This window comes from Bradyrhizobium sp. CCBAU 53415 (genome assembly GCF_028128735.1).
In the GTDB taxonomy this organism is placed as follows: Bacteria; Pseudomonadota; Alphaproteobacteria; order Rhizobiales; family Xanthobacteraceae; genus Bradyrhizobium.
The window spans coordinates 159586-185166 of sequence record NZ_LBJF01000019.1; the positions used below are offsets into that span (position 1 = coordinate 159586).

The 25581-nt window shown below is 65.0% G+C and carries 22 protein-coding genes and 1 pseudogene; 12 read left to right on the top strand and 11 right to left on the bottom strand.

Features of this window, described 5'->3' with window-relative positions; genetic code table 11:
• Positions 1 to 119: 119 nt before the first annotated feature.
• On the top strand, positions 120 to 1367 hold the full coding sequence (locus XH87_RS12280) for a S1C family serine protease (RefSeq protein WP_271587461.1): 1248 nt from the start codon (positions 120 to 122) through the stop codon (positions 1365 to 1367).
• Between the two features lie 156 nt (positions 1368 to 1523).
• Here the strand turns inward: XH87_RS12280 and XH87_RS12285 are convergent, their stop codons facing one another.
• The 5 genes and pseudogenes from XH87_RS12285 to XH87_RS12305 form a co-directional block, all read right to left on the bottom strand.
• Positions 1524 to 2261, bottom strand: coding sequence for a DUF899 domain-containing protein (locus XH87_RS12285; protein WP_035704437.1), 738 nt, complete (start codon positions 2259 to 2261; stop codon positions 1524 to 1526).
• Between the two features lie 16 nt (positions 2262 to 2277).
• Positions 2278 to 2613 (bottom strand): annotated as a pseudogene (locus XH87_RS12290) (SRPBCC family protein); the annotation flags it as partial.
• A gap of 8 nt (positions 2614 to 2621) precedes the next feature.
• On the bottom strand, positions 2622 to 3074 hold the full coding sequence (locus XH87_RS12295) for an ArsR/SmtB family transcription factor (protein ID WP_271587462.1): 453 nt from the start codon (positions 3072 to 3074) through the stop codon (positions 2622 to 2624).
• Between the two features lie 99 nt (positions 3075 to 3173).
• Positions 3174 to 3452: a DUF3551 domain-containing protein gene (locus XH87_RS12300; protein WP_271587463.1), complete on the bottom strand. Its 279-nt coding sequence runs from the start codon at positions 3450 to 3452 to the stop codon at positions 3174 to 3176.
• A 149-nt stretch (positions 3453 to 3601) separates the two neighbouring features.
• A complete protein-coding gene (locus tag XH87_RS12305; protein ID WP_271523036.1) occupies positions 3602 to 4576 on the bottom strand; it encodes a Bug family tripartite tricarboxylate transporter substrate binding protein in 975 nt (324 codons plus the stop codon).
• 125 nt (positions 4577 to 4701) lie between these two features.
• Between XH87_RS12305 and XH87_RS12310 the strand changes: the two genes are divergently transcribed.
• Entirely contained in the window at positions 4702 to 5112 is a 411-nt protein-coding gene (locus tag XH87_RS12310) for a VOC family protein (RefSeq protein ID WP_271587464.1), read from the top strand.
• Between the two features lie 108 nt (positions 5113 to 5220).
• On the top strand, positions 5221 to 6801 hold the full coding sequence (locus tag XH87_RS12315) for an AMP-binding protein (RefSeq protein ID WP_271587465.1): 1581 nt from the start codon (positions 5221 to 5223) through the stop codon (positions 6799 to 6801).
• Between the two features lie 199 nt (positions 6802 to 7000).
• Here the strand turns inward: XH87_RS12315 and XH87_RS12320 are convergent, their stop codons facing one another.
• The 3 genes from XH87_RS12320 to XH87_RS12330 all read right to left on the bottom strand — a co-directional run bounded on the left by XH87_RS12320 (position 7001) and on the right by XH87_RS12330 (position 11262).
• Complete coding sequence (locus XH87_RS12320) at positions 7001 to 8095, bottom strand: HD-GYP domain-containing protein (protein ID WP_158667951.1); 1095 nt, start codon at positions 8093 to 8095, stop codon at positions 7001 to 7003.
• Between the two features lie 384 nt (positions 8096 to 8479).
• A complete protein-coding gene (locus XH87_RS12325; protein WP_271587466.1) occupies positions 8480 to 10774 on the bottom strand; it encodes a xanthine dehydrogenase family protein molybdopterin-binding subunit in 2295 nt (764 codons plus the stop codon).
• The gene (locus tag XH87_RS12330) at positions 10771 to 11262 is read right to left on the bottom strand and encodes a (2Fe-2S)-binding protein (protein ID WP_035704416.1); all 492 of its coding nucleotides are present in this window, start codon (positions 11260 to 11262) and stop codon (positions 10771 to 10773) included. Before XH87_RS12330 ends, XH87_RS12325 begins: the two co-directional genes overlap by 4 nt.
• Before the next feature lie 357 nt (positions 11263 to 11619).
• On the opposite strand from XH87_RS12330, the gene XH87_RS12335 reads away from it, so the two are divergent.
• The 3 genes from XH87_RS12335 (at position 11620) to XH87_RS12345 (ending at position 13581) form a co-directional block, all read left to right on the top strand.
• Positions 11620 to 12384, top strand: coding sequence for an alpha/beta fold hydrolase (locus tag XH87_RS12335; RefSeq protein WP_271587467.1), 765 nt, complete (start codon positions 11620 to 11622; stop codon positions 12382 to 12384).
• A 25-nt stretch (positions 12385 to 12409) separates the two neighbouring features.
• The gene (locus XH87_RS12340; RefSeq protein ID WP_271587468.1) at positions 12410 to 12751 is read left to right on the top strand and encodes a hypothetical protein; all 342 of its coding nucleotides are present in this window, start codon (positions 12410 to 12412) and stop codon (positions 12749 to 12751) included.
• A gap of 158 nt (positions 12752 to 12909) precedes the next feature.
• Entirely contained in the window at positions 12910 to 13581 is a 672-nt protein-coding gene (locus XH87_RS12345) for a dienelactone hydrolase family protein (protein ID WP_271587469.1), read from the top strand.
• Between the two features lie 152 nt (positions 13582 to 13733).
• Here XH87_RS12345 and XH87_RS12350 read toward each other — a convergent pair whose 3' ends face one another.
• The 3 genes from XH87_RS12350 to XH87_RS12360 all read right to left on the bottom strand — a co-directional run bounded on the left by XH87_RS12350 (position 13734) and on the right by XH87_RS12360 (position 15917).
• Positions 13734 to 14477, bottom strand: coding sequence for a polysaccharide biosynthesis/export family protein (locus tag XH87_RS12350; protein WP_271587470.1), 744 nt, complete (start codon positions 14475 to 14477; stop codon positions 13734 to 13736).
• Between the two features lie 272 nt (positions 14478 to 14749).
• Positions 14750 to 15406, bottom strand: coding sequence for a peptide-methionine (S)-S-oxide reductase MsrA (gene msrA / locus XH87_RS12355; protein WP_271587471.1), 657 nt, complete (start codon positions 15404 to 15406; stop codon positions 14750 to 14752).
• 193 nt (positions 15407 to 15599) lie between these two features.
• Entirely contained in the window at positions 15600 to 15917 is a 318-nt protein-coding gene (locus XH87_RS12360) for a hypothetical protein (protein ID WP_035704408.1), read from the bottom strand.
• 404 nt (positions 15918 to 16321) lie between these two features.
• On the opposite strand from XH87_RS12360, the gene rpsT reads away from it, so the two are divergent.
• The 6 genes from rpsT to gyrB all read left to right on the top strand — a co-directional run bounded on the left by rpsT (position 16322) and on the right by gyrB (position 25483).
• Complete coding sequence (rpsT, locus tag XH87_RS12365) at positions 16322 to 16588, top strand: 30S ribosomal protein S20 (RefSeq protein WP_035704405.1); 267 nt, start codon at positions 16322 to 16324, stop codon at positions 16586 to 16588.
• A 1233-nt stretch (positions 16589 to 17821) separates the two neighbouring features.
• The gene (gene dnaA, locus XH87_RS12370; RefSeq protein ID WP_271587472.1) at positions 17822 to 19231 is read left to right on the top strand and encodes a chromosomal replication initiator protein DnaA; all 1410 of its coding nucleotides are present in this window, start codon (positions 17822 to 17824) and stop codon (positions 19229 to 19231) included.
• A 260-nt stretch (positions 19232 to 19491) separates the two neighbouring features.
• The gene (gene dnaN / locus XH87_RS12375) at positions 19492 to 20610 is read left to right on the top strand and encodes a DNA polymerase III subunit beta (RefSeq protein ID WP_035704400.1); all 1119 of its coding nucleotides are present in this window, start codon (positions 19492 to 19494) and stop codon (positions 20608 to 20610) included.
• 127 nt (positions 20611 to 20737) lie between these two features.
• Positions 20738 to 21913, top strand: a complete 1176-nt coding sequence (gene recF / locus XH87_RS12380) for a DNA replication/repair protein RecF (protein ID WP_271587473.1) — start codon at positions 20738 to 20740, stop codon at positions 21911 to 21913.
• A gap of 60 nt (positions 21914 to 21973) precedes the next feature.
• On the top strand, positions 21974 to 22717 hold the full coding sequence (locus XH87_RS12385; protein ID WP_271587474.1) for a hypothetical protein: 744 nt from the start codon (positions 21974 to 21976) through the stop codon (positions 22715 to 22717).
• 330 nt (positions 22718 to 23047) lie between these two features.
• On the top strand, positions 23048 to 25483 hold the full coding sequence (gene gyrB / locus XH87_RS12390; RefSeq protein ID WP_271587475.1) for a DNA topoisomerase (ATP-hydrolyzing) subunit B: 2436 nt from the start codon (positions 23048 to 23050) through the stop codon (positions 25481 to 25483).
• Positions 25484 to 25581: the final 98 nt, after the last annotated feature.

Consider the following 25581-nt stretch of genomic DNA (forward strand, 5'->3'; position numbering starts at 1 on the left):
AAAGTAAAGGCAAGCCCGAATGTCGCGAAAGCCGGACCGAACCCGAGCGAACAACTGGTGGTTGCGCGCCACCTATGCTCACGGATAAGATGGATCCAAAAGCGTTCCCGGGGGCTGGTATGTGGCTGAAATCGTTCGTCGTTGCGTTTGTTTTACAGGGGATGCTCGCCGGGCTCGTTCATGCGGCGGGGCCTTTCGGCACCATCCACATCGGCAACTGGAACGGCGGCGCCTTCACCAACGACTCGACCGGCGCATTCACTCACTGCGCTGCAAGCGCGCCCTACGCCAATGGCATGACTTTGCTCGTAGGCCAGGATTCAAACAATGCTTGGCTGCTCGGTTTTGCCAACCCGGCGTTTCGGTTCAAGAAGGGCGAGAACCTGACGATCGACGTGACCTTCGACGGTCAGGCCGAGGTGAGGCTCTTTGCGACCGCCTTTTCCGGGGTCATGGTCTCGGCAGTTCTGCCTACGAACGTCGCTCGTGCGTTCCAGAAGGCGAGCCTGATGGTGGCGGTGGCGAGAGGCACACCGTTCCAGTTCAGCCTGACATCGACTGCCCCTCTGATTGCCGCCGTCAGCAATTGCGTGACCCGGGTCAAGGCCGACGGGCTGGACAAGGTCGGCGATTTCACCAAGATCGCCGCCAAGCCGCAGACCGCGCCGGACAAGCAGGCGGCACCGCCGGCCGGCAGCAAACCCGCCAAAGCCAGAAGCGGCACCGGCTTCGTGGTGAGCGCAAGCGGGCACATCGTCACCAACAACCATGTGATCAACGGTTGCGTCGGCGACATCAAGGGCAATGTCGCCGGCGAGGCCGCGATCACGTTGCGCGTCGTGTCGAGTGACGCGAACAACGATCTCGCCCTGTTGCAGGCGCCGGCGACGACGACATTCAAGGACTTTGCCCGAATCCGCGACCGCTCGATCCGCTCCGGCGATTCCGTCATCGCGATCGGCTTTCCTTACCATGGAATGCTGACCTCGGACTTCACCGTGACGACCGGCATCGTGAGCTCGCTCAGCGGCATGCGCAACGACACCCGCTTCCTGCAAATCAGTGCGCCCGTGCAGCCCGGCAACAGCGGGGGCCCGCTGTTCGATGCGACCGGACAGATCGTGGGCGTCGTCACCGGAAAGGTCGATGCGCTCCGCATCGCCGTGGCGACCGGCAACATTCCCGAGAACATCAACTTCGCCATCAAGACCGGCGTGCTGCGCGACTTCCTCGACAATTCCGTTGTGCCCTACCAGACCGCCGAACCAAAGGGCGAGCTCAAGACCACCGACATCGCCGCCAACGCCCGGCCCTATACGATGCTGATCTCGTGCAATGGGACGGAGCAGGCGGACGCGAAGCGGTAGCGTGAGCCGCGCCTCGATCACCGCCGTCATTCCCCGCGAAAGCGGGGAATCCAGTACGCCGCGGCTTCGCAATTCAACCACGAGCGTCTCGGAGTGCCGGAAAGCCCGGGCAAGGCCGGGCGATGACACCCGTGATGGGGATTCGTGCCGGCCCCCTCACCCGTGACAGCACGCCGCCTTCGCCGCCTGCGGCTCGTACTGGTCGCGCAGGCGAACCCAGTCCATCGGATAGGGCAGCCCCTCCTCGTGACGACCGAGCGGCGTGAGGTCGAGATATTGATAGGCTGCGTTCATCATGTCGAGGCCGCGGGCGAAGCAGGAATAGGTGTGGAAGATCTCGCCGGCCTCGTCGCGGTAGAACACGCTGATTCCGGGCAGCTCCGGACCGTAGATCGCAGTCGTGCCGAAATTGTACCTGGGCTCGCCGGTCGCAATCTGCTCCTGCGAGAACGTCACGCCGTAATCGCGGTTGAAGTCGTTGCTGCCTGAGGAGACCCAGTCAAAAGTCCAGCCCATCCGCTTCTTGAAATCCTCGAGCTTTGCGCTTGGTGCCAGCGAGACCGCGACCATGGTGGTGTCGCGCGCGGCCAAGTGCGGCACCATGCGCTCGAACCCGTCGGCCCAGAACGAGCAGCTCTTGCAGGCCGCGTCCCAGTCGGGTGCGAACATCACATGCTGAACGATGAGCTGCGGACGGCCTTTGAACAGATCGCCGAGCGACACTCTGCCGTTCGGCCCGACAAATTCGTAGGCCTTGTCGACCTTGACCCAGGGCAAGGCGCGACGCTCCTCGGCGAGGCGCTCGCGGGCCGCCGTGAGCTCCTTCTCGCGCGCCAGATGGGCCTTGCGCGCGACGATCCATTGCTCGCGCGAGACGATCTGATGGTGCTGCATGACGCTCTCCCTTGCTTCAGGCGACGAAGGCATCGAGCTTGTCGAGGAACGAGCTCCAGCCGCGCCGGTGGTTGTCGCGTGCGGTTTCGTCGAAGAACTGGGCGTGATGGAAGACCATCAGGGTACCGGCACCGTCCGGCTTCAGCGAGATCGTCACCAGCGATTCACGTTCCGGCGTCGAGTGCCAGGCCCAGGTGAAGACGAGAAGCTCGTTCGGCACCACCTCGCGATAGAGGCCGCCGGCCTCGAAATATTCACCGTCGTCACGGGTGAAGCTGAGGCGGTAGCGGCCGCCGACGCGAACGTCGAGCTCGGCTTGAAGCGTCGCCGGCTTCATGTTCGGCGGCCCGAACCATTGTGCTAGCTGCGCGGCTTGCGTCCAGGCGGCGTAGACCCTTTCCGGTGGCGCGCGGAGCCGGCGCGTGAGCGTGAGGCTTGGACGTTCGGCGCGGCGTACGGCGGCATTGGCGGCGGCGTTGGCCATTTCTCATCCTCCACGAAGGCGGCGAGGCGATCGAAATTGTGCGACCAGAACCGTGCATAGCGATTGAGCCAGTTCATCGCCTGCTCCATCGGCTGCGCGGTGAGCCGGCAGGCGACCGTGCGCCCGGTCTTCTCGCGCATGATCAGGCCGGCATCCGTGAGCACCTCGAGATGCTTCATGATGGCCGGCAGCGAGACCGGAAACGGTGCGGCCAGCTCGCTCACCGTCAGGCCGTCCTGCTCGCCGAGGCGCGCCAGCAGGGCCCGCCGCGTCGGGTCGGATAGCGCCGCAAAGGTCCGGTCCAGCGTCTCGTCTCTATACTTAACCATGTGGTTTAGTATAGACGCGAGCGGAAAAGCGTCAAGCAGGAACGTGCGGGCGCAAGTCCGCACGACTGCGTGATCAGGCCACGATCGTCGGAAGCGCGATCAGTACGGAGCGGCAGGCCGCGTGCGCCGGTGCGGCCGCGGTTGCGGGATCCGTTGCTGGCCATAGGCGAAACGGGGATTGCGATCGCAGTACAGCAGCCGCCCGGACACGCTGGCCTGGCATTGCTCATAGGTGCTGTAGGCGCATTCGCCGGGATAGTCGAACTCGCCGCCCTGCGCGCACCAGGGATAATCGCGCGCCGTGGCGGGGGTGCTGGCGGCGAAACCGACGACAACCATGGTGGTCAGCGCCGGCAGCGCCAATTGCATCATGCGCATGATTCCAACTCCTCTTCGTGGTGCGAGATACGGCCCCACATATCATCAGGTTTCGTCGCGGCCTTTTATTCCAGGTCAACTGGCATCGAGCACGCAAGAAAAAGGCCCTGCCGAACGGCAGGGCCCCATTCCCGGGTATCACAAGATCGCTACTCGACCTTCAGGCCGGCGAACTCGACGACCTTCTTCCACTTCTCGGTCTCGGCCTTGATCTCCTCGCCGAACGCCTCCGGCGTCTGCACCCGCGGCTCGCCGCCGAGCTCGACCAGGCGCTTGGCCATGTCGGGCTCCTTCATCAGCGCGTTGACCTCGGCGTTGAGCTTGGCAATGATCTCCTTCGGAGTGTTCTTCGGCGCGCCCATGCCGAACAGCGCGCTGGCCTCATAGCCCTTCACCGTGTCGGCAATCGGCTGCACGTCGGGAAGCTGCGGCGAGCGCTCCGTCGTGGTGACGCCGATCGCGCGCAGCGAGCCGGAACGGATGTGCTGGATGATCGAGGGCATGTTGTCGAAGATCACCTGCACCTGGCCGCCGAGCATGTCGGTGATCGCGGGCGCAGCGCCGCGATAGGGCACGTGCTGCATCTTGCAGCCGGTCATGGCCATGAACATTTCGCCGGACAGATGCACCGAGGTGCCGTTGCCGGACGAGGCCATGTTCACCTTGCCGGGATTGGCCTTCACATATTCGATGAACTCGGCGACGTTCTTGGCCGGCACGTCCTTGTTGACGGTCATCACGTTCGGCACGCGCTGGAACGAAGCGACCGGCGCGATGTCGCGCACGAAGTTGAACTTGAGATTCTTGTAGAGCGAGGCGTTGATGTAGTTGGCCGGATTGACCAGCTGCACCGTGTAGCCGTCGGGCTCGGCATTGACGACCGATTCGGTGGCGATATTGTTGCCGGCGCCCGGCTTGTTCTCGACCACGAATTGCTGACCGAGCTTTTCCGAAAGTCGCTGACCGATCAGCCGCGCCAGGATGTCGGTGGCCCCGCCCGGCGGATAGCCGACCACCCACTTCACCGGACGAGCCGGATAGTCGGCGGCAAGGGCCTTCGACAGCGGGGTTGCTGCAAGCGGACTGGCGGCGAGCAGGCCCAGCGCGGTACGGCGAGTGATCATCTCAAGGGTTCTCCCAGTGTTGTTCTTGAAGGCCGGATAAGTTGAAGGGAACGGCGGCGCGGTTGTAACAAAGCTTGCCGCAGGCGGAAAGTGCGCCGGGGAACATCATGACGAAAGGATGAGGCATGTCGGTCAAGGTTCACGCCCTCGATCATCTCGTGATCAATGTCAGCAATGTCGCGGTGACCGCGGAGTGGTATCGCAAGATTCTCGGCATGGAAGTCAAGCTGTTCGATCCCGGCGGCGGCAACGCGCCGCGGACTTTCCTTGAATTCGGTAACCAGAAGATCAACGTCCGGCAGCGCGATGCCGACAAGGTGGAGTGGTTCACCGCCGACCACCCGACCGCCGGCAGCGAGGATCTGTGCTTTCTCACCTCGGCCACACCGGACGAGGTGGTGGCGCATTTGCGGGCACATGGCGTCGCGGTCGAGGCAGGCCCGGGCCCGAGGCAAGGCGCCCGCGGCACGCTGCGCTCGGTCTATTGCCGGGACCCCGATGGCAGCTTGATCGAGATTTCGTCGTACGAGGATTGAGGCGCCCGGCGCCAACCCCACCATTTGCTCCTGGCGTCATCCGGTGGCAGGAAGACGCAATAATCCAAAGACAGCCGCCAGCAAGATGCAGGCTGCACGGGAGGACATATGCCTATTCGACAAGCCGCCGCCGGATTCGTGAGCCCGTTCGACGGGCTTGACGTGCCCTGGCTCCTGAGGATGCGTGCCGAGGTGCGCAGCTCACATCCATTCCTGATCTGGGCGCCGTTCGATGCGCCGGCGCGGCACTGGAGCTATGGCGAGTTTCACGAGCGGGTCGGTGCGCTCGCGGCGGGGCTGGCCAGGCGCGGCGTCAAGCCCGGCGAATATGTGCTCATTCATCTCGACAATTGCATCGAGGCGCTGCTGTCCTGGTTTGCCTGTGTCGAGCTCGGCGCCGTCGCGGTCACCACCAACACCCGCTCGGCGCCGGCCGAGATCGAATATTTCGCCGATCATTGCGGCGCGGTCGCCGCGATCACGCAGCCGGCCTATGCGGAAGTCGTCACGCAGAACTGCCGCAACATTCGCTGGATGGCGGTGACGTCGCATGACGCCGGCACCGCGCCTGCGCAGGCGGTCTCGCGCGGCGACAGTTTCGAGGCGTTGTTCGCCGACAGCGCCGACCGCCCGCAGCGCGCCACCGATCCACTGGCGCCTTGCAGCGTGCAGTACACGTCCGGCACGACGTCGCGGCCGAAAGCAGTGCTGTGGACCCATGCCAACGCACTGTGGGGCGCCAAGATCAACGCCGCGCATGAGGATCTGCATGCAAGCGACGTGCATCAGACCTATCTGCCGCTGTTCCACACCAATGCGCTGGCCTACTCAATGCTGGCGACGCTGTGGGTCGGCGGATCCTGCGTGATCCAGCCGCGCTTCTCCGCCAGCCGGTTCTGGCGCGCGGCGATCGAGCACGGCGCGACCTGGACCTCGACCATTCCGTTCTGCATGAAGGCGCTGCTCGAGCAGGAGATCCCGAAGGACCACAAATTCCGCCTGTGGGGCTCCGCCATCAACGAGCCGCCGGCCTTTGCCGCGTTCGGCATCAAGATCATCGGCTGGTGGGGCATGACCGAGACCATCACCCACGGCATCGTCGGCGAAGTCGACCAGCCCAACATCCCGATGTCGATCGGCCGTGCCGCGCCCGAATATCAGATCCGCATCACCGATGACGAGGGCCGGCCGACCGCGGTCGGCGATACCGGCAACCTCGCGATCAAGGGCATCCCGGGCCTGTCGCTGTTCGCCGAATATCTTCACAACGACAAGGCGACGCGCGAGAGTTTTGACGAGCACGGCTTCTTTCTCACCGGCGATCGCGTCGAGCGGCTTCAGAACGGCTACGTCAAGTTCGGCGACCGCGCCAAGGACATGCTGAAGGTCGGCGGCGAGAACGTCGCGGCATCCGAGATCGAGCAGGTGATCGCGCTCGTCCCCGGCGTGCGCGAGGCCGCGGCGGTGGCGAAGAAGCACCCGATGCTGGACGAGGTGCCCGTCGTCTTCATCATCCCGCAAGGGGGCGTCGCGGGCGCTGCGCCCGATCTGCATGACAGGGTCATGGCGGCCTGCCGCAAGGGCCTCGCCGACTTCAAGATGCCGCGCGAGATAAGATTCGTCGACGACATGCCGCGCTCGACGCTGGAGAAGGTGGCGAAGGCGGAACTCAGGAAGTTGGTGGGGTGACTTCACCCTCCCCTGGAGGGGGAGGGTCGATCGCGCACAGCGCGAGCGGGGTGGGGTGACAGTCTCTCCTGCGAGGCGGTGCCCGTGTGGTGAGATCACCCCACCCCGCTTCACATGTCGCGTTGCTCCATGCGAAGCGACCCTCCCCCTCCAGGGGAGGGTAAGCAGGCCGCGCGCCTCTGCAATTGCAACCTCTCGCCTAGAACGACCCCAGCGCCACCGGGCGGAACGCCTGCAGCAGCTGCTGGTCGAGCTTGCCGCCCATGCCTTCCATCATCGTGAACGCGCGGGAGTGGGTGAAGGGCATGCGGTAGGCGCGCTTCTCCACCAGCGCGGCGTAGATGTCGACGATCGTCGTCAGACGCACGATGTCGCTGATCTGGTTCGACGACAGGCCGTTCGGATAACCGGAGCCGTCGAGAAATTCATGGTGATGCAGCACCACATCCAGCATCTCCGGCGGGAAGCCGCCCTGGGCGGCGAGCGCTTCATAGCCGCGACGCGGATGCTGGCGGACCTCGGCCATCTCCTCGTCGGTGAGCTTGCCGGGCTTGTCGAGCAGCGCGGCAGGAACGAAGGCCTTGCCGACGTCGTGCAGCAGCGCGGCGCGGGTGAGGCGGCGCTGATCGTCCTCGCGCATTCCGAGATGCTGGGCGAAGGCGACGGCGAAGCCCGTGACGAACAGGCAGTGACGATAGCTGCCGACATGGTGGCAGCCGACCGTGGTGAGCCATTCGCGCAGCGAGGAATGCTTGATTGCCTTCAGAATCCTGCTCTCGGCCGCGATGACGTCGTCGAAGCTCAGGGGCACGCCGAGCGGCAGCTTCTCGAACATCTTGACCAGCACCGCGTGCGCCGCCTCGACGCCGCGATTGAGCGTCTTGCCGCGATCGGTCGCGTCATAGGCGGCGGTGTCCGGGAAGGCGGCGCGGATGCGCTGCAAGATGGCGTCGGCCTGAAGCGGCCGTGAGATGGTGTCGGTGGCCCCCAGCGCCCAGGCCTGCATGGTGCCGTGATGCAGGGCGTCCGCGAGCACGAACAGCCGCGGCATCGAACGGTAGGCATCGCCGCGCAGCTTGTTGCGGACCCGCTGCACGCTCTCGGGCGAGCGCAGGTTGATGTCGACCACGAGGCCGGAGAGATCACGCGCCGGTTGGGCGGGGATCGCCTCCGTCGTCACCGTCGAGACGTCGCCGACCGCCTTCAAAATGCTGGCGAGCTCGCTGCTCTCGTCGCTGCGATCGGAGGCGAGCAGAAGCCGACGTTTGGCGGCGGGTTTGGCTGAGGCGTTCATGACTTCCCCAAGGCACGGGACGGGATTTGGCGTCAGCCTAAGCCGGATCAGGTTCTCTGGCCCTTAAGAGGCGTGCTCAATGGAACCCTGCGGAATTGGGTGCAATTTTACGGGTTTCGTGTCCCGGCCGGCGGGAGGTCAAAACCGCGAAAACAACCCCATGCACAGTAGAACTGCCATTGATAATAAAGGGGAATTTTTGGCTCCGACGTCTCCGTCATGGCAGGCCCGTCCCGGCCATCCACGGCCTGAGCCGGGACACGAAGAGCGTGGATGCCCGGGACAAGCCCGGGCACGACGGTGAACGCGACTGTAAAGGCTCAAAACAAATCCGCCGGAGGTTGGTCCTCCGGCGGATTGTCTCAAGCAGCCTTCATCCAACCCCTACGCCTTCATGCTCGCCTTCACGGCCTCGGCCGTGATCGGCAGTGCCCGCACGCGGGCCCCTGAAGCATTGAAGATGGCGTTGCCGATGGCGGGGGCGACCACCGTCACCGCGGGCTCGCCGACCCCGGTGGCCTTCTCGCCATTGGCGATCACGGCAACCGCGATCTCCGGCGTCTGGCTCATGCGCAAGGGCGTGTAGCTATCGAAATTGGTCTGCTCGATGCCACCATCCTTCAGCGTCGCCTTCTCGTACATCGCCAGCGACAGGCCCCACAGCGCCGCGCCCTCGACCTGGGCGCGGATGTTGTCGGGATGCACTTGGGTGCCGACATCGGTCGCGACCGTGAGCTTCTTCACGGTTACGGCCCCCGACGGCGCGACGGCGACGTGTGCCACGCATGCGGTCCAGCTTGCGCTCGCGCGTTCCTGCGACGACACGCAGGCAACGCCCATGCCCTCGCCCTTCGGCAATGGCCTGGTGCCGTAGCCGGACAGTCCCATCGCGGCGAGCAGCGTGTTGCGCAGCCGCTGCGCGCCGCCGTCGTTCTTGCCGGCGCCGTCGAGCAGCGAGATGCGGAACAGCGCGGGATCCTTGCCGGTCGCAGCCGCGATCTCGTCGATCATGCTTTCGACCGCCCAGAAGGTCCAGCCCGGCGCCACCGAGCGGAGCTGCCCGGACGGTGTCGCATTGTGCGCGAGCTCGTTCTTGATCGCGCGCACATAGTGGTTGGGCACGGTGTAGAAGAAGTCCGCGCCATTGACTGTGAAGCTGTCGAGCGGCCCCTTCTTGTCGACCGAGGGCGTCAGGAAATCGGGGATTCCCCAGCGCGCTGTCGGCCAGGCCGAGACGACGTCGTGGCTGAGCGCAATGAGCTTGCCGTCAGCGTCCACGCCGGCCTTCACTTTCTGATAGGTGAGCGGACGCGAGAAATCCATCGTCATGTCGTTCTCGCGCGAATAGATCACCTTGACCGGCTTGCCGATGGCCTTCGCCGCCTGCACGGCGGGAATCATCATGTCGGCATCGAGACGCCGGCCGAAGCCGCCGCCGAGCCAATGCTGATGCATGACCACGAATTTCGGATCGATCCCGGCGGCACCCGCGGCGATCGCGCCGGAGCGCGTCGCGAACTGATTGCCGGAATAGATGTGCAGGATGTCGCCCTTGAACTCCGCAGTGGCGTTCATCGGCTCCAGCGGCGCGTGGATGTTGATGCTGGTGGTGTACTCGGCCTCGACCACTTTCGCCGCCGTGCCGAAGGCCGCGTTGGGGTCGCCATCCTTGACGAAGAACTGGCCGGAATCCTCCAGGCCTTGAAGTCGCTTGGCTTCATCCAGCAGGGACTGGCTCGACAGCTTCGCGTTCGGACCGCCGTCATAGGCGATCTTGAGCGCATCCGCCGCCTTGCGGGCGTTGGCATAGGTGTTGGCCACTGCGACGACCCAGCCGGACGTGGTTCCGGTCTTGTCGTCGAGGATGACGGCCTTCATGAAGCCGGGTACCTTCTTGGCTTGACTGTCGTCGACCGATTTCACCGTGGCGCCGAAGCGCACCGGCGGGGTCACCACCTTGCCGTAGGCCATGCCCGGCAACATCACATCGATGCCGTACTTGGCCGTGCCGTTGGTCTTGGAGGGGATGTCGAGCTGCGGCACCGACACGCCGATCATGGTGTATTGATCCGGCGTCTTCAGCTTGATCGCCTTCAACTCGTCCGGCGTGAAGGTTTTCGTCGCCTTGCCGCTTCGGACGATCTCGGCAAAGGTCATCTGCCTCCTCGACTTCGGATGCGAGATCACGGAGTCGCGGACCACGAGCTGGTCCTTGAAATAGGGCGGCAGGCCCATGGCCGCGGCCGCCGCCTCCGTCAGTGCGATGCGGCCGGCAGCGCCCGCACGGCTCATGGCATCAAAGTTCATCATGGTCGACCAGCTGCCGCCGGTGATCTGCGCGCCCAGAACGGGATCGTTGAACTTCGGATCGTTGGAGGCGAGCGATACGCGCATGTCGCTCCACTTCGCCCCCAGCTCCTCGCAGACGATCTGCGCCATGGTGGAGGCGATGTGCTGGCCCATGTCGGCCTTGCCGCAGGTCACGGTGACGAGGCCATCCGGCGAGATCGCATACCAGACGCTCGGCTCGAAATTGGCGGGCGCAGCCGCCGACGCAGAATCGATCCCGGGGACGCCGGCATAGCCGAGGACGAGGCCGGTCGCGGCAGTGCCGACGAGGAAGGAACGGCGACTGAGATCGGGCGCCGCGGGGGCGATGTTCTTGACGTGCTCGTTCATGTGGGCCTCCGCTCGCTGGAGGCGGTGGACGCGGTGCGCATCTCGGACGCGGCGCGCATGATCGCCTTCTGGATCCGCGAATAGGTCATGCAGCGGCAGAGATTGCCGTCCATATGCGCGACCACTTCTTCCCTGGTCGGATTGGGATTCTTCGCGAGCAGCGAGGCCGCCTGCATGATCTGCCCGGACTGGCAGTAGCCGCATTGCGGCACCTGCTCGGCGATCCACGCCTTCTGCAAGGGATGATCGCCCTTGGCGGAGAGGCCTTCGATGGTGGTGATCTTCTTGCCGGCGACGTCGCCGACCATGGTCTGGCACGAGCGCACGGCTTCGCCGTTGACGTGCACGGTGCAGGCCCCGCACAGCCCGGCACCGCAGCCGAACTTGGTGCCGGTCATCTGCAATTGCTCGCGGATCGCCCAAAGGAGCGGCGTGTCGTTCGCCGCATCCACGGACAGACTCCGCCCGTTGATGGTGAGTGTTGGCATAGGCGTCTTCCCCTGCCGGTGCATGAAGCCGCTTACGGCGGCAACTTGTGCGGCGGACGCCCACCGGGCTGGCGTCAGCCTTGCCCGCGAGCATGATCGTGTTCACGCTCGGAGGCAAATGCAATTTGGAAGCAGTCGAAAAACCACGTCCGCATCTGCTCATTGTGCGCCGCGCCAACGGCACCGGCGCAGCTACTGGACACAACAGCGAGTGTGCCTGGCATGCGTGCCATCGCATTCAGGCGGTTTCTTCGAGGTAACTTCGCAAAGTAGAATGGAGCCGACCGCGACCCTTGCCGTCCCCTGGAGGGTGAAGCACTGAAGTCGCGGCTGGAATAGAACGAAAGGGCGGAAGCAATGCCGAAGATCGATCGGGACGGCGTCGGGATTTACTACGAAGTTCATGGCGAGGGTCCGCCGTTGCTGCTCACCCACGGCTATTCCTCGACCTCGGCGATGTGGCACGGGCAGGTCGATGCGCTCGCGAAGGATCACAAGCTGATCTTGTGGGACATGCGCGGCCACGGCCGGTCCGACTATCCCGATGACCCGAACGCGTACAGCGAAGCTCTGACCGTCGGCGACATGGCGGCGATCCTCGATGCGGTCGGTGCCGAGCGCGCCGTCATCGGCGGCCTCTCGCTCGGCGGCTACATGTCGCTCGCGTTCTATCGCGCTCATCCGGAGCGTGCCCGCGCGCTGTTGATCATCGATACCGGACCGGGCTTCAAGAAGGACGATGCGCGGCAGGCGTGGAACGCGCGGGCGCTTGCGACTGCCGACGGGCTCGACCGCGAAGGACTCGATGTCCTGAAATCGGCGACGCGCGAGCGCGCCACCGCCAGCCATCGCAACGCCAGGGGGCTGGCGCTTGCCGCGCGCGGCATGCTGACCCAGCGCGATGCGCGCGTGATCGAGTTGCTGCCCGAGATCAAGGTGCCCAGCCTGATCGTGGTCGGCGCCGACGACACCCCGTTCCTCGCCGCGTCCGACTACATGGCGGCGAAGATCCCCGGCGCACAAAAGGTCGTGATTCCCGCCGCCGGACACGCCGTCAACATCGATCAGCCCCAGGCTTTTGTTGACGCGGTCGCGCCTTTCCTGAAGAACTTGCCGGCATAGGCCGGCCAGACGAGGACTTGAAGCGATGAAACGAGCGACGTTGGCTGCGGGCATCGTAGCGATGGTTTTCTCGGCGTCCGCGCAGGCCGAGCCGTTCGGCGCCGTGCCACCGCGCCAGCCCTTCGTCGCGACCTTGTCCAACAACACGCCGCTCGCCTTCGGCATGGATGCCGAGCAGACCGCGCGCGCCCTGGGCCAGCCGCTGCAATATGTCCGCGGACGTCCCGGCAACGAGATCTATCTCGCGTTGCGCAACATCGGCGGCAGCGGGCTGATCCCCTACCGCCACCGCCTGTTCCTGCAATTCCGCCACGGACGGCTGGCAGGATGGAAGGAGGACTACGGCGAGAACTGGATGTGGGAGTGAGCTGTCTCCCCTCATCCTGAGGAGCTTGCGCAGCAAGCGTCTCGAAGGATGAATGGCCCGGCTCTCGCGTCTCGGCCTTGCATCCTTCGAGACGCACTGACGCGCTCCTCAGGATGATGGGAAAGAGGATTTCGGAACAACCAAGAAGGACAACCCGCGTGGGACAGGACATCAAGCTGACCGCTTCCGACAATTTCCAGTTCGGCGCCTATCGCGCCGATCCCGGTGGCGCGTCGAAGGGCGCGGTGGTGGTGATCCAGGAGATCTTCGGGGTCAATCATCACATCCGCTCGGTCTGCGACCGCCTCGCAGCGGAAGGCTATGTCGCGATCGCGCCGTCGATCTTCGACCGGATGTCACCGAATTTCCAGTCGGGCTATTCGCCCGACGAGATTGCGGAGGCGCGCAAGTTCGTCGCCAATCCGGACTGGGCCGCGATGCTGCGCGACACCCAGGCGGCGATCGATGCCGTGAAGAGCGTCGGGCCCGTCGGCATCATCGGCTTCTGTCTCGGCGGCAGCATCGCCTTTGTCGCGGCGACGCGGCTGTCGGGACTGAAGGCCGCGGTCGGCTACTATGGCGGCGCGGTCGTGCGCTTTGCAGACGAGACACCGAAGGTGCCGACGCAGCTGCATTTTGGCGAGAAGGATGCCGGCATCCCGCTGACCGACGTCGAGACCATCAAGTCGAAGCGGCCCGACGTCGAGGTCTTCATCTATCCGGGCGCCCAGCACGGCTTCCATTGCGACGAGCGCGCGAGCTACGACAAGGCCAGTGCCGACATCGCCTGGCCGCGCAGCATGGCATTTTTCGCGAAGCATCTGAAATGACGCCAGAAGCGTCATTCCGGGGCGGCGCGTCAGCGTCGAACTCCGGTGCGCACTTGCGCACCTGAGAATCTCGAGATTCCCGGTGCGCAAGTGCGCACCTGAGGTCTGGTGCTAGCGCACCATCCCGGAATGTCGAAGTACGTCGTGCTTCGTCAGAACCAGCGCTCGCCGACGAACACGGTGTCGCCGGGATTCAAGGGCGTGCCGAGCGGCACCACGGCGCGCATGGAGCCGCCGTTCTCGGTGTGCGTGATGGTGACCATGTCGCGCTTGGCGCGCGGCGAGAAACCGCCGGCGATGGCGACGGCGCTCTCGACGGTCATGTTCGGCACGTAAGGATACTGGCCGGGCGCCGTGACTTCGCCGAGAATGAAGAACGGACGATAGGCCTCGATCTCCACCGCCACCGACGGCTCGCGGATGTAGCCGTTGCGCAGGCGCGCAGCGATCTCGCCGGCAAGACCCGCGGTGGTGCGGCCGCGCGCCGGCACGGCGCCGATCAGCGGCATGGTGATGGAGCCGCCGGCGTCGATCGAATAGCTGTTGGTGAGACCTTCCTGGCCGTAGACGACCACGCGAAGCTTGTCGCCGGCGTCGAGATGATAGGAGGCGCCATTGCGCACGGGCGCCGCCATCGGCGCGGCGTAGCCGACCGGCATGGGTGCGGGCGCCGAGGCAAAGGAATTGCGCAGCGCGCCGATGGCGCCGCCGCCGTCGGCGACGACCGGCTGCGGCGCGCTGTAGGGCTGGCCATAGGCCATGGAGTCGAGATCGGCGCGCGGCTGCATCACCGCGACGGGACCGGCGGTCTGCATGCAGCCGCCAAGGGCAAGCGCAGCGGACGCTGCCAGGGACGCCGCCAAGATCGACCATCGAAACGCGCGTGCAACCGGCACCGGAACAATCCCTCGAAACGAGACGGCCCCAGTGATGCACCGGTTATGGTTAATAAAGCGTTGAGTGGGAGGGGGCGAGCGGTCTCACCCACCCCTGGAGGGGGAGGGTCGATCGCGCGCAGCGCGAGCGGGGTGGGGTGATCTCTCCACCCGGGCACTGTTGGATGTGGAGGGACCGTCACCCCACCCCGCTACGCATTACGCTTCGCTGCATGCGTAGCGACCCTCCCCCTCCAGGGGAGGGTAAGCTCTCACACTTCGGCGACTTCCGTCTAAGCGCTGACGCCGACGCCGATCGGGCAGGACACGCCAGTGCCGCCCAGGCCACAATAGCCGGCGGGATTTTTCGCCAGATATTGCTGATGATAGTCCTCGGCGAAATAGAATTCGCCGGCAGGCGCGATCTCGGTGGTGATGGCGCCGAGGCCCCTGGCCGCAAGTGCCTTCTGGTAGAGCGCCTTCGACTGCTCGGCCGCCTTCTTCTGCGCATCGGAATAGGTGTAGATCGCGCTTCGATATTGCGTGCCGACATCGTTGCCCTGGCGCATGCCCTGCGTCGGGTTGTGGCTCTCCCAGAAGGTCTTCAAGAGCTTCTCGTAGGACATCTTCTTCGGATCGAACACGACCAGCACCGCTTCGGTGTGGGCGGTGCCGCCCGAGCAGACTTCCTCATAGCTCGGATTCGGCGTGTGACCGCCGGCGTAGCCGACGGCCGTCACGTGGACGCCGTCACCGAGCTCGCAGAACTTGCGCTCGGCGCCCCAGAAGCAGCCGAGGCCGAACACCGCCTGCTCGAGGCCGGCCGGATAAGGCGGCTGCAGCTTCGCGCCGTTGACGAAATGGGTGGTCGCGGTCGGGATGGCCTGCGCACGGCCCGGAAGCGCTTCGGTTGCGCTCGGCAATGCGATGGTCTTGCGCATGAACAGCATGATGATTGAACCTCCGAGACGAGCCGTCCGTCACCCGTGCCAGCTGGCAAACCAGGCGCTCAGGCGACGTGCTCGCGATCACGTGGTGGGGATACAGGCATCTACGCGGCAAGGGGCAGCCTTGTTACGCCGCTGCCAGCTTCAGGCTCCGTCCCGGCGGGAATTGAAGAATCAATCCCGCGGGAATTGAAGATCAATCCCGGGAATAGCCGATCAACGGCTTGCGCGGGCGGAACAGGATCATCAGGAGGATGCCCAGAATGCCGAGGACGGCGAAGACCGGCTGATCCAGCACCAGGCGGATCACCGAGGTCCACAGCCAGGGCGCCTTGGCCTCGACCCAGGTGCGGAATGCCGACTGGCTGGCCTGATTGACGTCGTTCCAGAACTGGCCGAACCGGGTGAACCTGAGGCTCTGGTCGGCCACCCAGCGGGCGCCGTCATAGACCATGAAGATGAACCCGCCGGCGAGCAGCAACAGCCCAATCAGTCGGAAAAAGCCGCGGATCATGCCTCACCTACGATGGTCGTGCGATCGAACGTCCTTGCGGAGCGTTGCCAGCCAATAGCCGGGTGACGGTAGAAATTCAACCTCTTCAGGGCGTTACGGCGCCCATCCGGGCCGCAAAGGCCTGATTTCGAGCTCCCGAAAGCGTTGACGGTGCGAAAGACCCTCTCTATAAGGGCGCCAACTGGCGGTGGGCGCAATCCTGCCGCCGCTGTTCTTTGAGCAGTTGCAGGCACCTTGAGCTCGAAGACGCTTGGGAGCCTCAGAGACAGCCGCAAGGCCGTCGCTCATGTTCCGGGAACGGCCCAGCAACCGAACACCCTAAATCCGAGCGTCGATTACGCGGTCAAGCAAGCCGGCGCTACCCGACCAAGACGCGACCGGTACCCGCAAAGGACATTGAGACCATGGCCAACACCACCTCCGCCAAGAAAGCGACGCGCAAGATCGCCCGCCGCACCGCCGTCAACAAGTCGCGCCGCACCCAGATGCGCGGCGCCGTGCGCACCGTCGAGGAAGCCATCAAGACCGGCGATCGCGCCGCTGCCGTGAAGGCACTCGCGACCGCCGAGCCCGCTCTGATGCGCGCCGCCCAGCGCAACATCATTCACAAGAACAACGCCAGCCGCAAAGTCTCGCGCCTCACCGCGCAGATCGCCAAGCTCGCGAAGTAATCTTCCGCCATCTTCTGATCGGTCGATCCGGTCAGCGCGTCAAAGAGCCCGGCATCGCGCCGGGCTTTTTTGTTGCCTATTCACGCACGCGGTCGCGCGAGATTCGATCCTCGCTCGGACGATTTGCATCGTCTGCGCTATTCTTCGTTCCGTAGTTCTACCGGCGGATTTTCTGCAACAGCGGAAACTTCACTGCGTTGCAAAAACCCCTGTGCTGCGGGCTCGAATTGAATCGGCGCCAACGAGAATTCTGCATACCGCAGATTCACCGAAATGCGCGTCACGGTGGAGTTACCCTGCAAAACCAGTCTCGAAAAGCGATGACCCGATAATCACTTATCGACATAGCAGCGACAAGCATTTGGAAAATTCGCCCGCACGTCGGGCGCGTGACGAATTTGTAAAAAAATTTTGGCGGTTGCCGAGAATTGTCACATGATGCGCGGCATTCTGGATTCTGTGCACGGATTCAAAAACTTGCTTCGCAGCCTGTGAACAACTCGCGCGCGGCGTTAACCGAGGTCAAGTTTTTTGGTGCCTCAAGTGTGAATCAATTTCGTTGCGAGTCTTTCCGCTTAGTGTATTCCTTAAGTCGTCGGCGGCGCCCACGATCTTCAGACCAGCGCGGTTTAGGAAACGGGGCGAACGTGCAAACCGGCGGCGGTGAGCACGTAGGCGACGCTCCAACAAGCGATGTCGGTTCAAAACCCATAGCATTATGGGAATGGTAGTTCTTTGTCTGAATGTCTCCAAGCGGGATCTTCCCGCTCGCGCCAGGCGCACAGGAGAGACATCGCAACGCTACCCCGGCGCCGCAAGGTGGCGAAGTCGAGCGGACGACCAGTACATTGGGCAGGCATCCGCGACAGGAGAGTACGGCGCGGTTGTCTTCAGGACACGCAGGACCTTGCCGTGAGAGATCACGGCAGGACGGGGAGGTATCATGTCTTACGGACTCAACGCGGTATTGAAGCACGTTTCCTATTCCAACGATGCCGTTCCAGCTCCGTCGGATCTCCAGCCTCCCGCGTGTGACGGAGCGCCGAGTACGCGCTGACCTCGCGACCCCTCCATCCCTGGACATCGCTGATCTGACCTGCGGCGTTCGCGCCGAACGGTCGAGCCATGTCTGACGATGGACTCGCTCGAGGTCGCGCCACTTCAGGGACCGTGGCAGAAACCCTGCATGGCGCTCGCAACGCAACTATATCTCTCAAGAGAAGTTTTCTGACGATGACAATGGAACAGGATCGCTGGTCACGCGTGAAAGGGCGGCTGCGCTCGAGCGTTGGCGAGGACGTCTACACGAGCTGGTTTGCACGCATGGATCTGGAAGGCGTGCAGGATGAGAGCGTGCGGCTTTCGGTCCCGACGCGCTTCCTGAAGAGCTGGATCCAGGCCCACTATGCCGAGCGCGTGCTGTCGTGCTGGCAGGCCGAGATGCCGGAAGTGCATCGCATCGATCTCACGGTCCGGTCCGCTGTGCGCCCCGTGGTGCAGCCGAAGGAAGCACCCGCGCCGGTCGAGGCTCGCCGCCCGCCCGCGCCGGAGCTGCGCTCGACCGCGACCGCGCCGGTCTCGGCCAATCACGACGCGCTCGGCGGCTCGCCGCTCGATCCGCGCCTGACCTTCGCGAGCTTCGTCGTCGGCCGCTCCAACACGCTGGCCCATGCGGCCGCACGCCAGGTCGCCGAAGGACGGCGCGGCGATCCCGTGATGTTCAATCCGCTCTACATCCATGCCGGCGTCGGCCTCGGCAAGACGCATCTGCTTCAGGCGGTGACCTGGGCCGGCAATTCCGGAAACGAGCGCAAGGTGCTTTATCTCACCGCCGAGAAATTCATGTACGGCTTCGTCGCCGCGCTGAAGACGCAGACTGCGCTGGCCTTCAAGGAAGCGCTGCGCGGCATCGACGTGCTCGTCATCGACGATCTGCAGTTCCTGCAGGGCAAGTCGACGCAGGCCGAGTTCTGCCACACGCTGAACGCGCTGATCGACGCCGGCCGCCAGGTCGTGATCGCTGCCGACCGCCCGCCGTCCGATCTCGAAAGCCTCGATGACCGCGTGCGCTCGCGGCTCGCGGGCGGGCTCGTGGTCGAGATGGGTTCGCTCGGCGAGGAGCTGCGCCACGGCATCCTCAAGTCGCGCGTCGCGGCTGCCCGCGCCCACCATGCGACATTCGAGGTGCCTGAGGAGGTGCTGCATTATCTGGCGCGCACCATCACCCATAACGGCCGCGACCTCGAAGGCGCGATCAACCGTCTGCTCGCGCATTCCAAGCTCAACAACCGGCCGGTGACGCTGGAGATGGCGGAGCACGAGGTGCGCGACCTGGTCCGGCCGCAGGAGCCCAAGCGGATCAAGATCGAGGACATCCAGCGCGTGGTGGCGCGGCAGTACAATGTCAGCCGCTCCGACCTGCTCTCCTCGCGCCGCACCGCCAATGTGGTCCGCCCGCGCCAGGTCGCGATGTATCTCGCCAAGACGCTGACGCTGCGCTCGCTGCCCGAGATCGGCCGCCGCTTCGGCGGACGCGACCACACCACCGTGCTGCACGCGGTGCGCAAGATCGAGGCGCTGGTCTCCAAGGACACCGCGCTGTCGGAGGAAGTGGAGTCGCTGAAGCGCCAGCTTCAGGAATAAACGCCTAGGCTTCCCCCTGCCCTTCTCCCGCCGCCCCGGCCAAGCCGGGGCGGCGGACTCGTTCCGGACGGTAAATCGTGGGGAACTGCCCCCGATCCCTTGAATCCGGGGGCCATCCGCGCCACCTTGCGCGGCCCTGACAGCTTTGGTCATATCGGCTGGATGATCCGGCTCTCCGGGGTCTTCGGTGCCGTGGCGTGCGTCCCGCCGCCCGGCCTTCTCAACGCTGTGTTTTCCTTGGGGATCGGGCGAGTAGTGCAATGAAGGTTACGGTCGAACGCGCGCAACTCCTGAAATCGCTGGGCCATGTCCACCGCGTGGTCGAGCGCCGCAACACGATTCCGATCCTCGGCAACGTGCTGGTGCGCGCCGAGAACGCGAAACTGTCGCTGAAGGCGACCGATCTCGACCTCGAGGTGACCGAAACCCTGCCCGCGGAAACCGCGACCGCCGGCTCGACCACCGTGCCGGCCCACATGTTCTACGACATCGTGCGCAAGCTGCCGGACGGTTCGCAGATCGTGCTGGAGGCCGACGGCGACCGCGCCGTGCTGGCGATCCGCGCCGGCCGCTCGCGTTTCACGCTGCAGACGCTGCCGGAGAACGATTTCCCGGATCTGGCCGCCGGGGACATGTCGCACTCCTTCTCGCTCGCCGCCAAGGACGTCAAGCGGCTGATCGACCGCACCCAGTTCGCGATCTCCACCGAGGAGACGCGCTACTACCTCAACGGCATCTATCTGCACGCCGCCGGCACGGCGAAGGCCGCCACCCTGCGCGGCGTCGCCACCGACGGCCACCGCCTCGCCCAGCTCGACCTGGTGCAGCCCAAGGGCGCCGAGGGCATGCCCGGCGTGATCGTGCCGCGCAAGACCGTCGGCGAGGTGCAGCGCCTGATCGAGGACACCGACGCCGAGATGACGATCGAGCTGTCGCAAGCCAAGATCCGCTTCACCATCGGCAATGTGGTGCTGACCTCGAAGCTGATCGACGGCACCTTCCCCGACTACGGCCGCGTGATCCCGCAAGGCAACGACAAGGAGCTCGTCGTCGACAAGAAGGATTTCGAGAACGCGGTCGACCGCGTCTCGACGATCTCCAGCGAGCGCGGTCGGGCGGTGAAGCTGTCGCTGTCGGCGGGCAAGCTGGTGCTGTCGGTGACCAATCCGGATTCCGGCAGCGCGACCGAAGAGCTGGAGGTCGAATACGCTTCCGACGCCCTCGATATCGGCTTCAACTCCCGCTACCTCCTCGACATCGCCGCCCAGATCGAAGGCGACGTCGCAACGCTCAAGCTCGCCGATCCCGGCTCGCCGACGCTGGTGCAGGACCGCGACGACAAGAGCGCATTGTACGTGCTGATGCCGATGCGGGTGTGAGACCTACCGGCCTCCTCACGCCTTAACTACATCCGTCATGGCCGGGCTTGTCCCGGCCATCCACGTCTTCGGAGACTAGGAACGTGGATGCCCGGCACAAGGCCGGGCATGACGAAAAGCGGATCCCATGACCCCCTCCCGCATTCATCGCCTGACGCTGACGCATTTTCGCAATTACGGGGCGGCGGGGCTCGAGACGGCGGCTGACATGGTGGCGCTGGTCGGGCCGAACGGGGCAGGCAAAACCAATTGCATCGAGGCGATCTCGTTCCTGTCGCCGGGGCGCGGCCTGCGACGGGCGACGTTGGAAGACGTCGCCGACAACCAGGGCGACGGCTCCTGGGCGGTGTCGGCGCAGGTCGAGGGCGCGCTGGGACTTGCGACGCTCGGCACCGGGATCGACGCGCCGCGGCCGGACAGCTCCGCCGGCCGGCGCTGCCGCATCGACCGCGAGCCAGTGGGGTCGGCCAGCGCCTTTGGCGACCACGTCCGCATGGTGTGGCTGACGCCGGCGATGGACGGGCTGTTCATGGGCGCGGCCTCCGAACGGCGGCGCTTCTTCGATCGCCTCGTGCTCGCCATCGACAGCGAGCATTCCAGCCGGATCAACGCACTCGAACGCTCGCTGCGCTCACGCAACCGCCTGCTGGAAACGCGCAACTACGACGATCATTGGTGTGACGCGATCGAGCGCGAGACCGCCGAGCTTGCGGTCGCGGTCGCGGCAACGCGGGGCCAGACCGCGGCAAGGCTCACCGGCATGCTCAACGCGCGCGCGCAGGCTTCAGCCTTTCCCTCGGCGCAGATCGCGCTCGACGGCTGGATGGAGAACGCGCTGCTGACGGAGACCGCGACGTCGGTCGAGGACCGCTACCGCCAGATCCTGCGCGACAATCGCCCGCGCGACGCCATTGCCGGCCGCACCACCGACGGCCCGCATCTCACCGATCTGCAGGTCGTCTATGCGCCGAAAAGCATGCCGGCGCGCGAGGCCTCCACCGGCGAGCAGAAGGCCCTTCTGATCGGCCTCGTGCTGGCCCATGCGACGCTGGTCGCCGAGATGACGGGGATCGTGCCGCTGCTGCTGCTCGACGAGGTGGTTGCGCATCTCGATCCGAACCGCCGTGCGGCGCTGTTCGAGGAGTTGAAGACGCTCGGCGCGCAGGTGTGGCTCACCGGTGCGGATCCTGCCGCGTTCGCCGAGATCGGCGCGGACGGCGAAGTCTTTGACGTCGAGAGCGGACGAGTCTCGGCGCGAAGGCAGGCCGCCACATTGAACCCGACCGTTTCCGGCCGCGACTAGCTGCCGGAGGCGGCCATCGCGCAGGATCTTCAACACGCGCGATATCCTTGGAGCATGAGCATGGCGACGGTGGGGCGTGGGGCGCAAGCTCCGGCACGATGGCAGCTTGTGGCGTGCGGCCTCGCTCTCTTCGCAAGCTGCCTGCTCGCGGCAAGCGCCGGCGCCTTCGTGTCGAACCTGCCGCCGCTGTTCCCGGCCGCGCTCACGCTGGATCCCGACGCCAGGCTGCCTGCGCCAACCCGCTACAGCTATCGAGGGCTCCACACCACCGTGATGCCCGGCTTCGAAGCTCCGCTCCGGACCAGGCTCGAAGCCCGCGTGCCCGCAGCGCTCGGCGACGTCCTCGCCTTCTATCGAACCGAGCTTCGAAAGCTCGGCTGGCAGGAACGGCAGGATGACGCGGTGATCACCGCCGATCACGCGCGCCTCGCCTTCGTCTCCCCGATCGGGCCGGCAGCGCTGGAGCTCGATCGCAATGGCGGCAGCACCGCGGTCGATCTCGTGCAGAAGAATTCGGATGTCGCGACCCGGGCCAACGTCCTGCCCGAACCCGGCCGGGCCAAGCTGGTGTTCAGCAACATCGGCGAGAACGAAGCCGTGCTGGCGATCAACGAGCGGATTATCCTGCGCCCCGCCGGCGCCTACGCCGTCGCGCTGGACCTCGTGCCCGGCAAATATGCCTACGAGCTGGGCGTGCCGGGCCGTCCGGCCAGCACGAACATGCTCACCGTCACGGCTGGCGATACCTGGGAGCTGACGATCGGGCACAACGGCGAGGCGTGGCCACCGCTCCAATTGTATTGAGGCGTGCTGCCTTCCGGCGCAACGTGGCACATCGGGCTGGGCCGCGGAATGCGCCTCGCGCCGAGCCGGGCCAAAGACTGCCCGGAACCGCTTCCCCAGCCCGCAAAATCCACGCCTTTCAAACCCCAAAGCAGCCCCTCGAATCGCGCTTTTTGCAGTGCCCAGAATCGCGCTCCGAAAGCCTTGAAAACCGACCTAAAAACCCTATCTGCTCAAAGGGTTGCCGGGAGATACTTTGCGCTAGGCGCAAGCTGTCTTTCATGGCACAAATAGCCTCGCAAATCAGCGCCTTTTGCGCCGCTGATTCGGGCGACATCTCGAAGGCCTCTCATGACAGAACCTGCTCGGCAGCCTGCTGCCGAAAACGAGCCCTCCATCGCGAGCGACTACGGCGCGGAATCGATCCGCGTGCTCAAGGGTCTGGACGCCGTCCGCAAGCGTCCGGGCATGTATATCGGCGACACCGACGACGGCTCGGGCCTGCACCACATGGTCTACGAGGTCGTCGACAACGCGATCGACGAGGCGCTCGCGGGCCATGCCACGCGCGTCGACGTGATTCTCAATGCCGACAATTCCGTCACCGTGCGCGACGACGGCCGCGGCATTCCCGTCGACATCCACAAGGGCGAAGGCATCTCGGCGGCCGAGGTCATCATGACCCAGTTGCACGCCGGCGGAAAATTCGACCAGAATTCCTACAAGGTCTCCGGCGGCCTGCACGGCGTCGGCGTCTCCGTCGTCAACGCGCTGTCGAGCAAGCTCGGCCTGCGGATCTGGCGCGACAACAAGGAACACTATATCGAGTTCGCCCATGGCGATGCCGTCGCACCGCTGAAGGTGGTCGGCGACGCGCCGGGCAAGCGCGGCACCGAGGTGACGTTCCTGGCCTCGACCGAGACGTTCAAGAACGTCGAATATGATTTCGCCACGCTCGAGCACCGGCTGCGCGAGCTCGCCTTCCTCAATTCCGGCGTCAACATCATCCTCTCCGACATGCGCCACGCGGTCGAGAAGCGCGAGGAGATGCACTATTCCGGCGGCGTCGAGGAATTCGTCAAATATCTCGACCGCAACAAGAAGGCGCTGGTGCCGACACCGATCATGGTGCGCTCGGAGGCCAACGGCATCGGGGTCGAAGCCGCGTTGTGGTGGAACGACAGCTACCACGAGAACGTGCTGTGCTTCACCAACAACATCCCGCAGCGTGACGGCGGCACCCATCTCGCCGGTTTCCGCGGCGCGCTGACGCGCCAGGTCAACGGCTATGCCGAGGCCAATGCCAAGAAGGAAAAGATCGCGCTGACCGGCGACGATTGCCGCGAAGGCTTGACGGCCGTGCTGTCGGTGAAGGTGCCTGATCCAAAATTTTCGTCGCAAACCAAGGACAAGCTGGTGTCCTCGGAAGTGCGCCCGGTGGTCGAGAACGTCCTCAACGAGGCGCTTCAGGCCTGGTTCGAGGAGCACCCGAGCGAAGCCAGGATGATCGTCGGCAAGGTGATCCAGGCGGCGGCCGCCCGCGAAGCCGCGCGAAAAGCGCGCGAGCTGACGCGCAAGAGCCCGCTCTCGGTCTCCTCGCTCCCCGGTAAGCTCGCCGACTGCCAGGAAAAGGATCCGGCCAAGTCCGAACTCTTCATCGTCGAGGGTGACTCGGCAGGCGGCAGCGCCAAGCAGGGCCGCAACCGCGAATTCCAGGCGGTGCTGCCGCTGCGCGGCAAGATCTTGAACGTCGAGCGCGTCCGCCCCGACAAGATGCTGTCATCCGAGCAGATCGGCACGCTGATCACCGCGCTCGGCACCGGCATCAGCGACGAATTCTCGGTCGAGAAGCTGCGCTATCACAAGATCATCGTGATGACGGACGCCGACGTCGACGGCGCTCACATCCGCACGCTGCTGCTCACATTCTTCTACCGCCAGATGCGCGACATCATCGACGGCGGCTATCTCTATATCGCCCAGCCGCCGCTCTATAAGGTCAGCAGAGGCAAGTCCGAGCAATATCTGAAGGACGAGCGGGCGCTGGAAGACTATCTGATCGACGCCGGCCTCGACGACTGCGTCTTCGTTCCCGGCACCGGCGGCGACCGCACCAGCCGCGACCTGCGCTCGCTGGTCGACGATGCCCGCGTGGTTCGCAGCATCCTCCGCAATCTGCACAGCCGCTACAACCGCAAGGTGGTCGAGCAGGCCGCGATCACCGGCGTGCTGAACAAGTCGGTCTACGGCAACCCCGAGAACGCCACGGCCGCCGCGCAGTACATTGCCACCCGGCTGGACAGCCAGGCCGAGGAGGTCGAGCGCGGCTGGGTCGGCCAATTCGTCGAGGGCCAGGGTTTCCTGTTCGAGCGCACCGTCCGCGGCGTCAAGGAAGCGGCCGTCATCGACGACGCGCTGCTCGGCTCGGCCGAAGCCCGCAAGCTCGACGAATACGCGCCCAAGCTTCAGGACGTCTACGCGCGCTCCGGCAAGCTGCGGCGCAAGGAGGTCGAGCACGTGGTGCACGGTCCGTCCGACCTGTTCGAGGCCGTCACCGAAGCCGGCCGCAAGGGCATCACGCTGCAGCGCTACAAAGGCCTGGGCGAGATGAACCCGGAGCAGCTGTGGGAGACGACGCTCGATACCGAAGTGCGCTCGCTGCTCCAGGTGAAGGTCAAGGAGGTCGACGAGGCCGACGACATCTTCACCAAGCTGATGGGCGACGTGGTCGAGCCGCGCCGCGATTTCATCCAGGAACATTCGCTGAGCGCGACGATCGACATCTAGCGCTTGTTGCTTCTACGGCGTCATGGCCGGGCTTGACCCGGCCATCCACGTCTCAACTGCGGCACAAAGAACGTGGATGCCCGGGCATGACGGCTGGC

Coding starts and splice junctions, on each gene's coding strand:
- recF (WP_271587473.1), top strand. CDS start 20,738: ATGACCCCCTCCCGCATTCATCGCCTGACGCTGACGCATTTTCGCAAT.
- XH87_RS12360 (WP_035704408.1), bottom strand. CDS start 15,917: ATGATCCGCGGCTTTTTCCGACTGATTGGGCTGTTGCTGCTCGCCGGC.
- XH87_RS12320 (WP_158667951.1), bottom strand. CDS start 8,095: ATGAACGCCTCAGCCAAACCCGCCGCCAAACGTCGGCTTCTGCTCGCC.
- XH87_RS12330 (WP_035704416.1), bottom strand. CDS start 11,262: ATGCCAACACTCACCATCAACGGGCGGAGTCTGTCCGTGGATGCGGCG.
- XH87_RS12285 (WP_035704437.1), bottom strand. CDS start 2,261: ATGCAGCACCATCAGATCGTCTCGCGCGAGCAATGGATCGTCGCGCGC.
- XH87_RS12310 (WP_271587464.1), top strand. CDS start 4,702: ATGTCGGTCAAGGTTCACGCCCTCGATCATCTCGTGATCAATGTCAGC.
- XH87_RS12340 (WP_271587468.1), top strand. CDS start 12,410: ATGAAACGAGCGACGTTGGCTGCGGGCATCGTAGCGATGGTTTTCTCG.
- gyrB (WP_271587475.1), top strand. CDS start 23,048: ATGACAGAACCTGCTCGGCAGCCTGCTGCCGAAAACGAGCCCTCCATC.
- XH87_RS12335 (WP_271587467.1), top strand. CDS start 11,620: ATGCCGAAGATCGATCGGGACGGCGTCGGGATTTACTACGAAGTTCAT.
- dnaN (WP_035704400.1), top strand. CDS start 19,492: ATGAAGGTTACGGTCGAACGCGCGCAACTCCTGAAATCGCTGGGCCAT.
- dnaA (WP_271587472.1), top strand. CDS start 17,822: ATGACAATGGAACAGGATCGCTGGTCACGCGTGAAAGGGCGGCTGCGC.
- XH87_RS12300 (WP_271587463.1), bottom strand. CDS start 3,452: ATGCGCATGATGCAATTGGCGCTGCCGGCGCTGACCACCATGGTTGTC.
- msrA (WP_271587471.1), bottom strand. CDS start 15,406: ATGCTGTTCATGCGCAAGACCATCGCATTGCCGAGCGCAACCGAAGCG.
- XH87_RS12385 (WP_271587474.1), top strand. CDS start 21,974: ATGGCGACGGTGGGGCGTGGGGCGCAAGCTCCGGCACGATGGCAGCTT.
- rpsT (WP_035704405.1), top strand. CDS start 16,322: ATGGCCAACACCACCTCCGCCAAGAAAGCGACGCGCAAGATCGCCCGC.
- XH87_RS12280 (WP_271587461.1), top strand. CDS start 120: ATGTGGCTGAAATCGTTCGTCGTTGCGTTTGTTTTACAGGGGATGCTC.
- XH87_RS12295 (WP_271587462.1), bottom strand. CDS start 3,074: ATGGTTAAGTATAGAGACGAGACGCTGGACCGGACCTTTGCGGCGCTA.
- XH87_RS12305 (WP_271523036.1), bottom strand. CDS start 4,576: ATGATCACTCGCCGTACCGCGCTGGGCCTGCTCGCCGCCAGTCCGCTT.
- XH87_RS12315 (WP_271587465.1), top strand. CDS start 5,221: ATGCCTATTCGACAAGCCGCCGCCGGATTCGTGAGCCCGTTCGACGGG.
- XH87_RS12325 (WP_271587466.1), bottom strand. CDS start 10,774: ATGAACGAGCACGTCAAGAACATCGCCCCCGCGGCGCCCGATCTCAGT.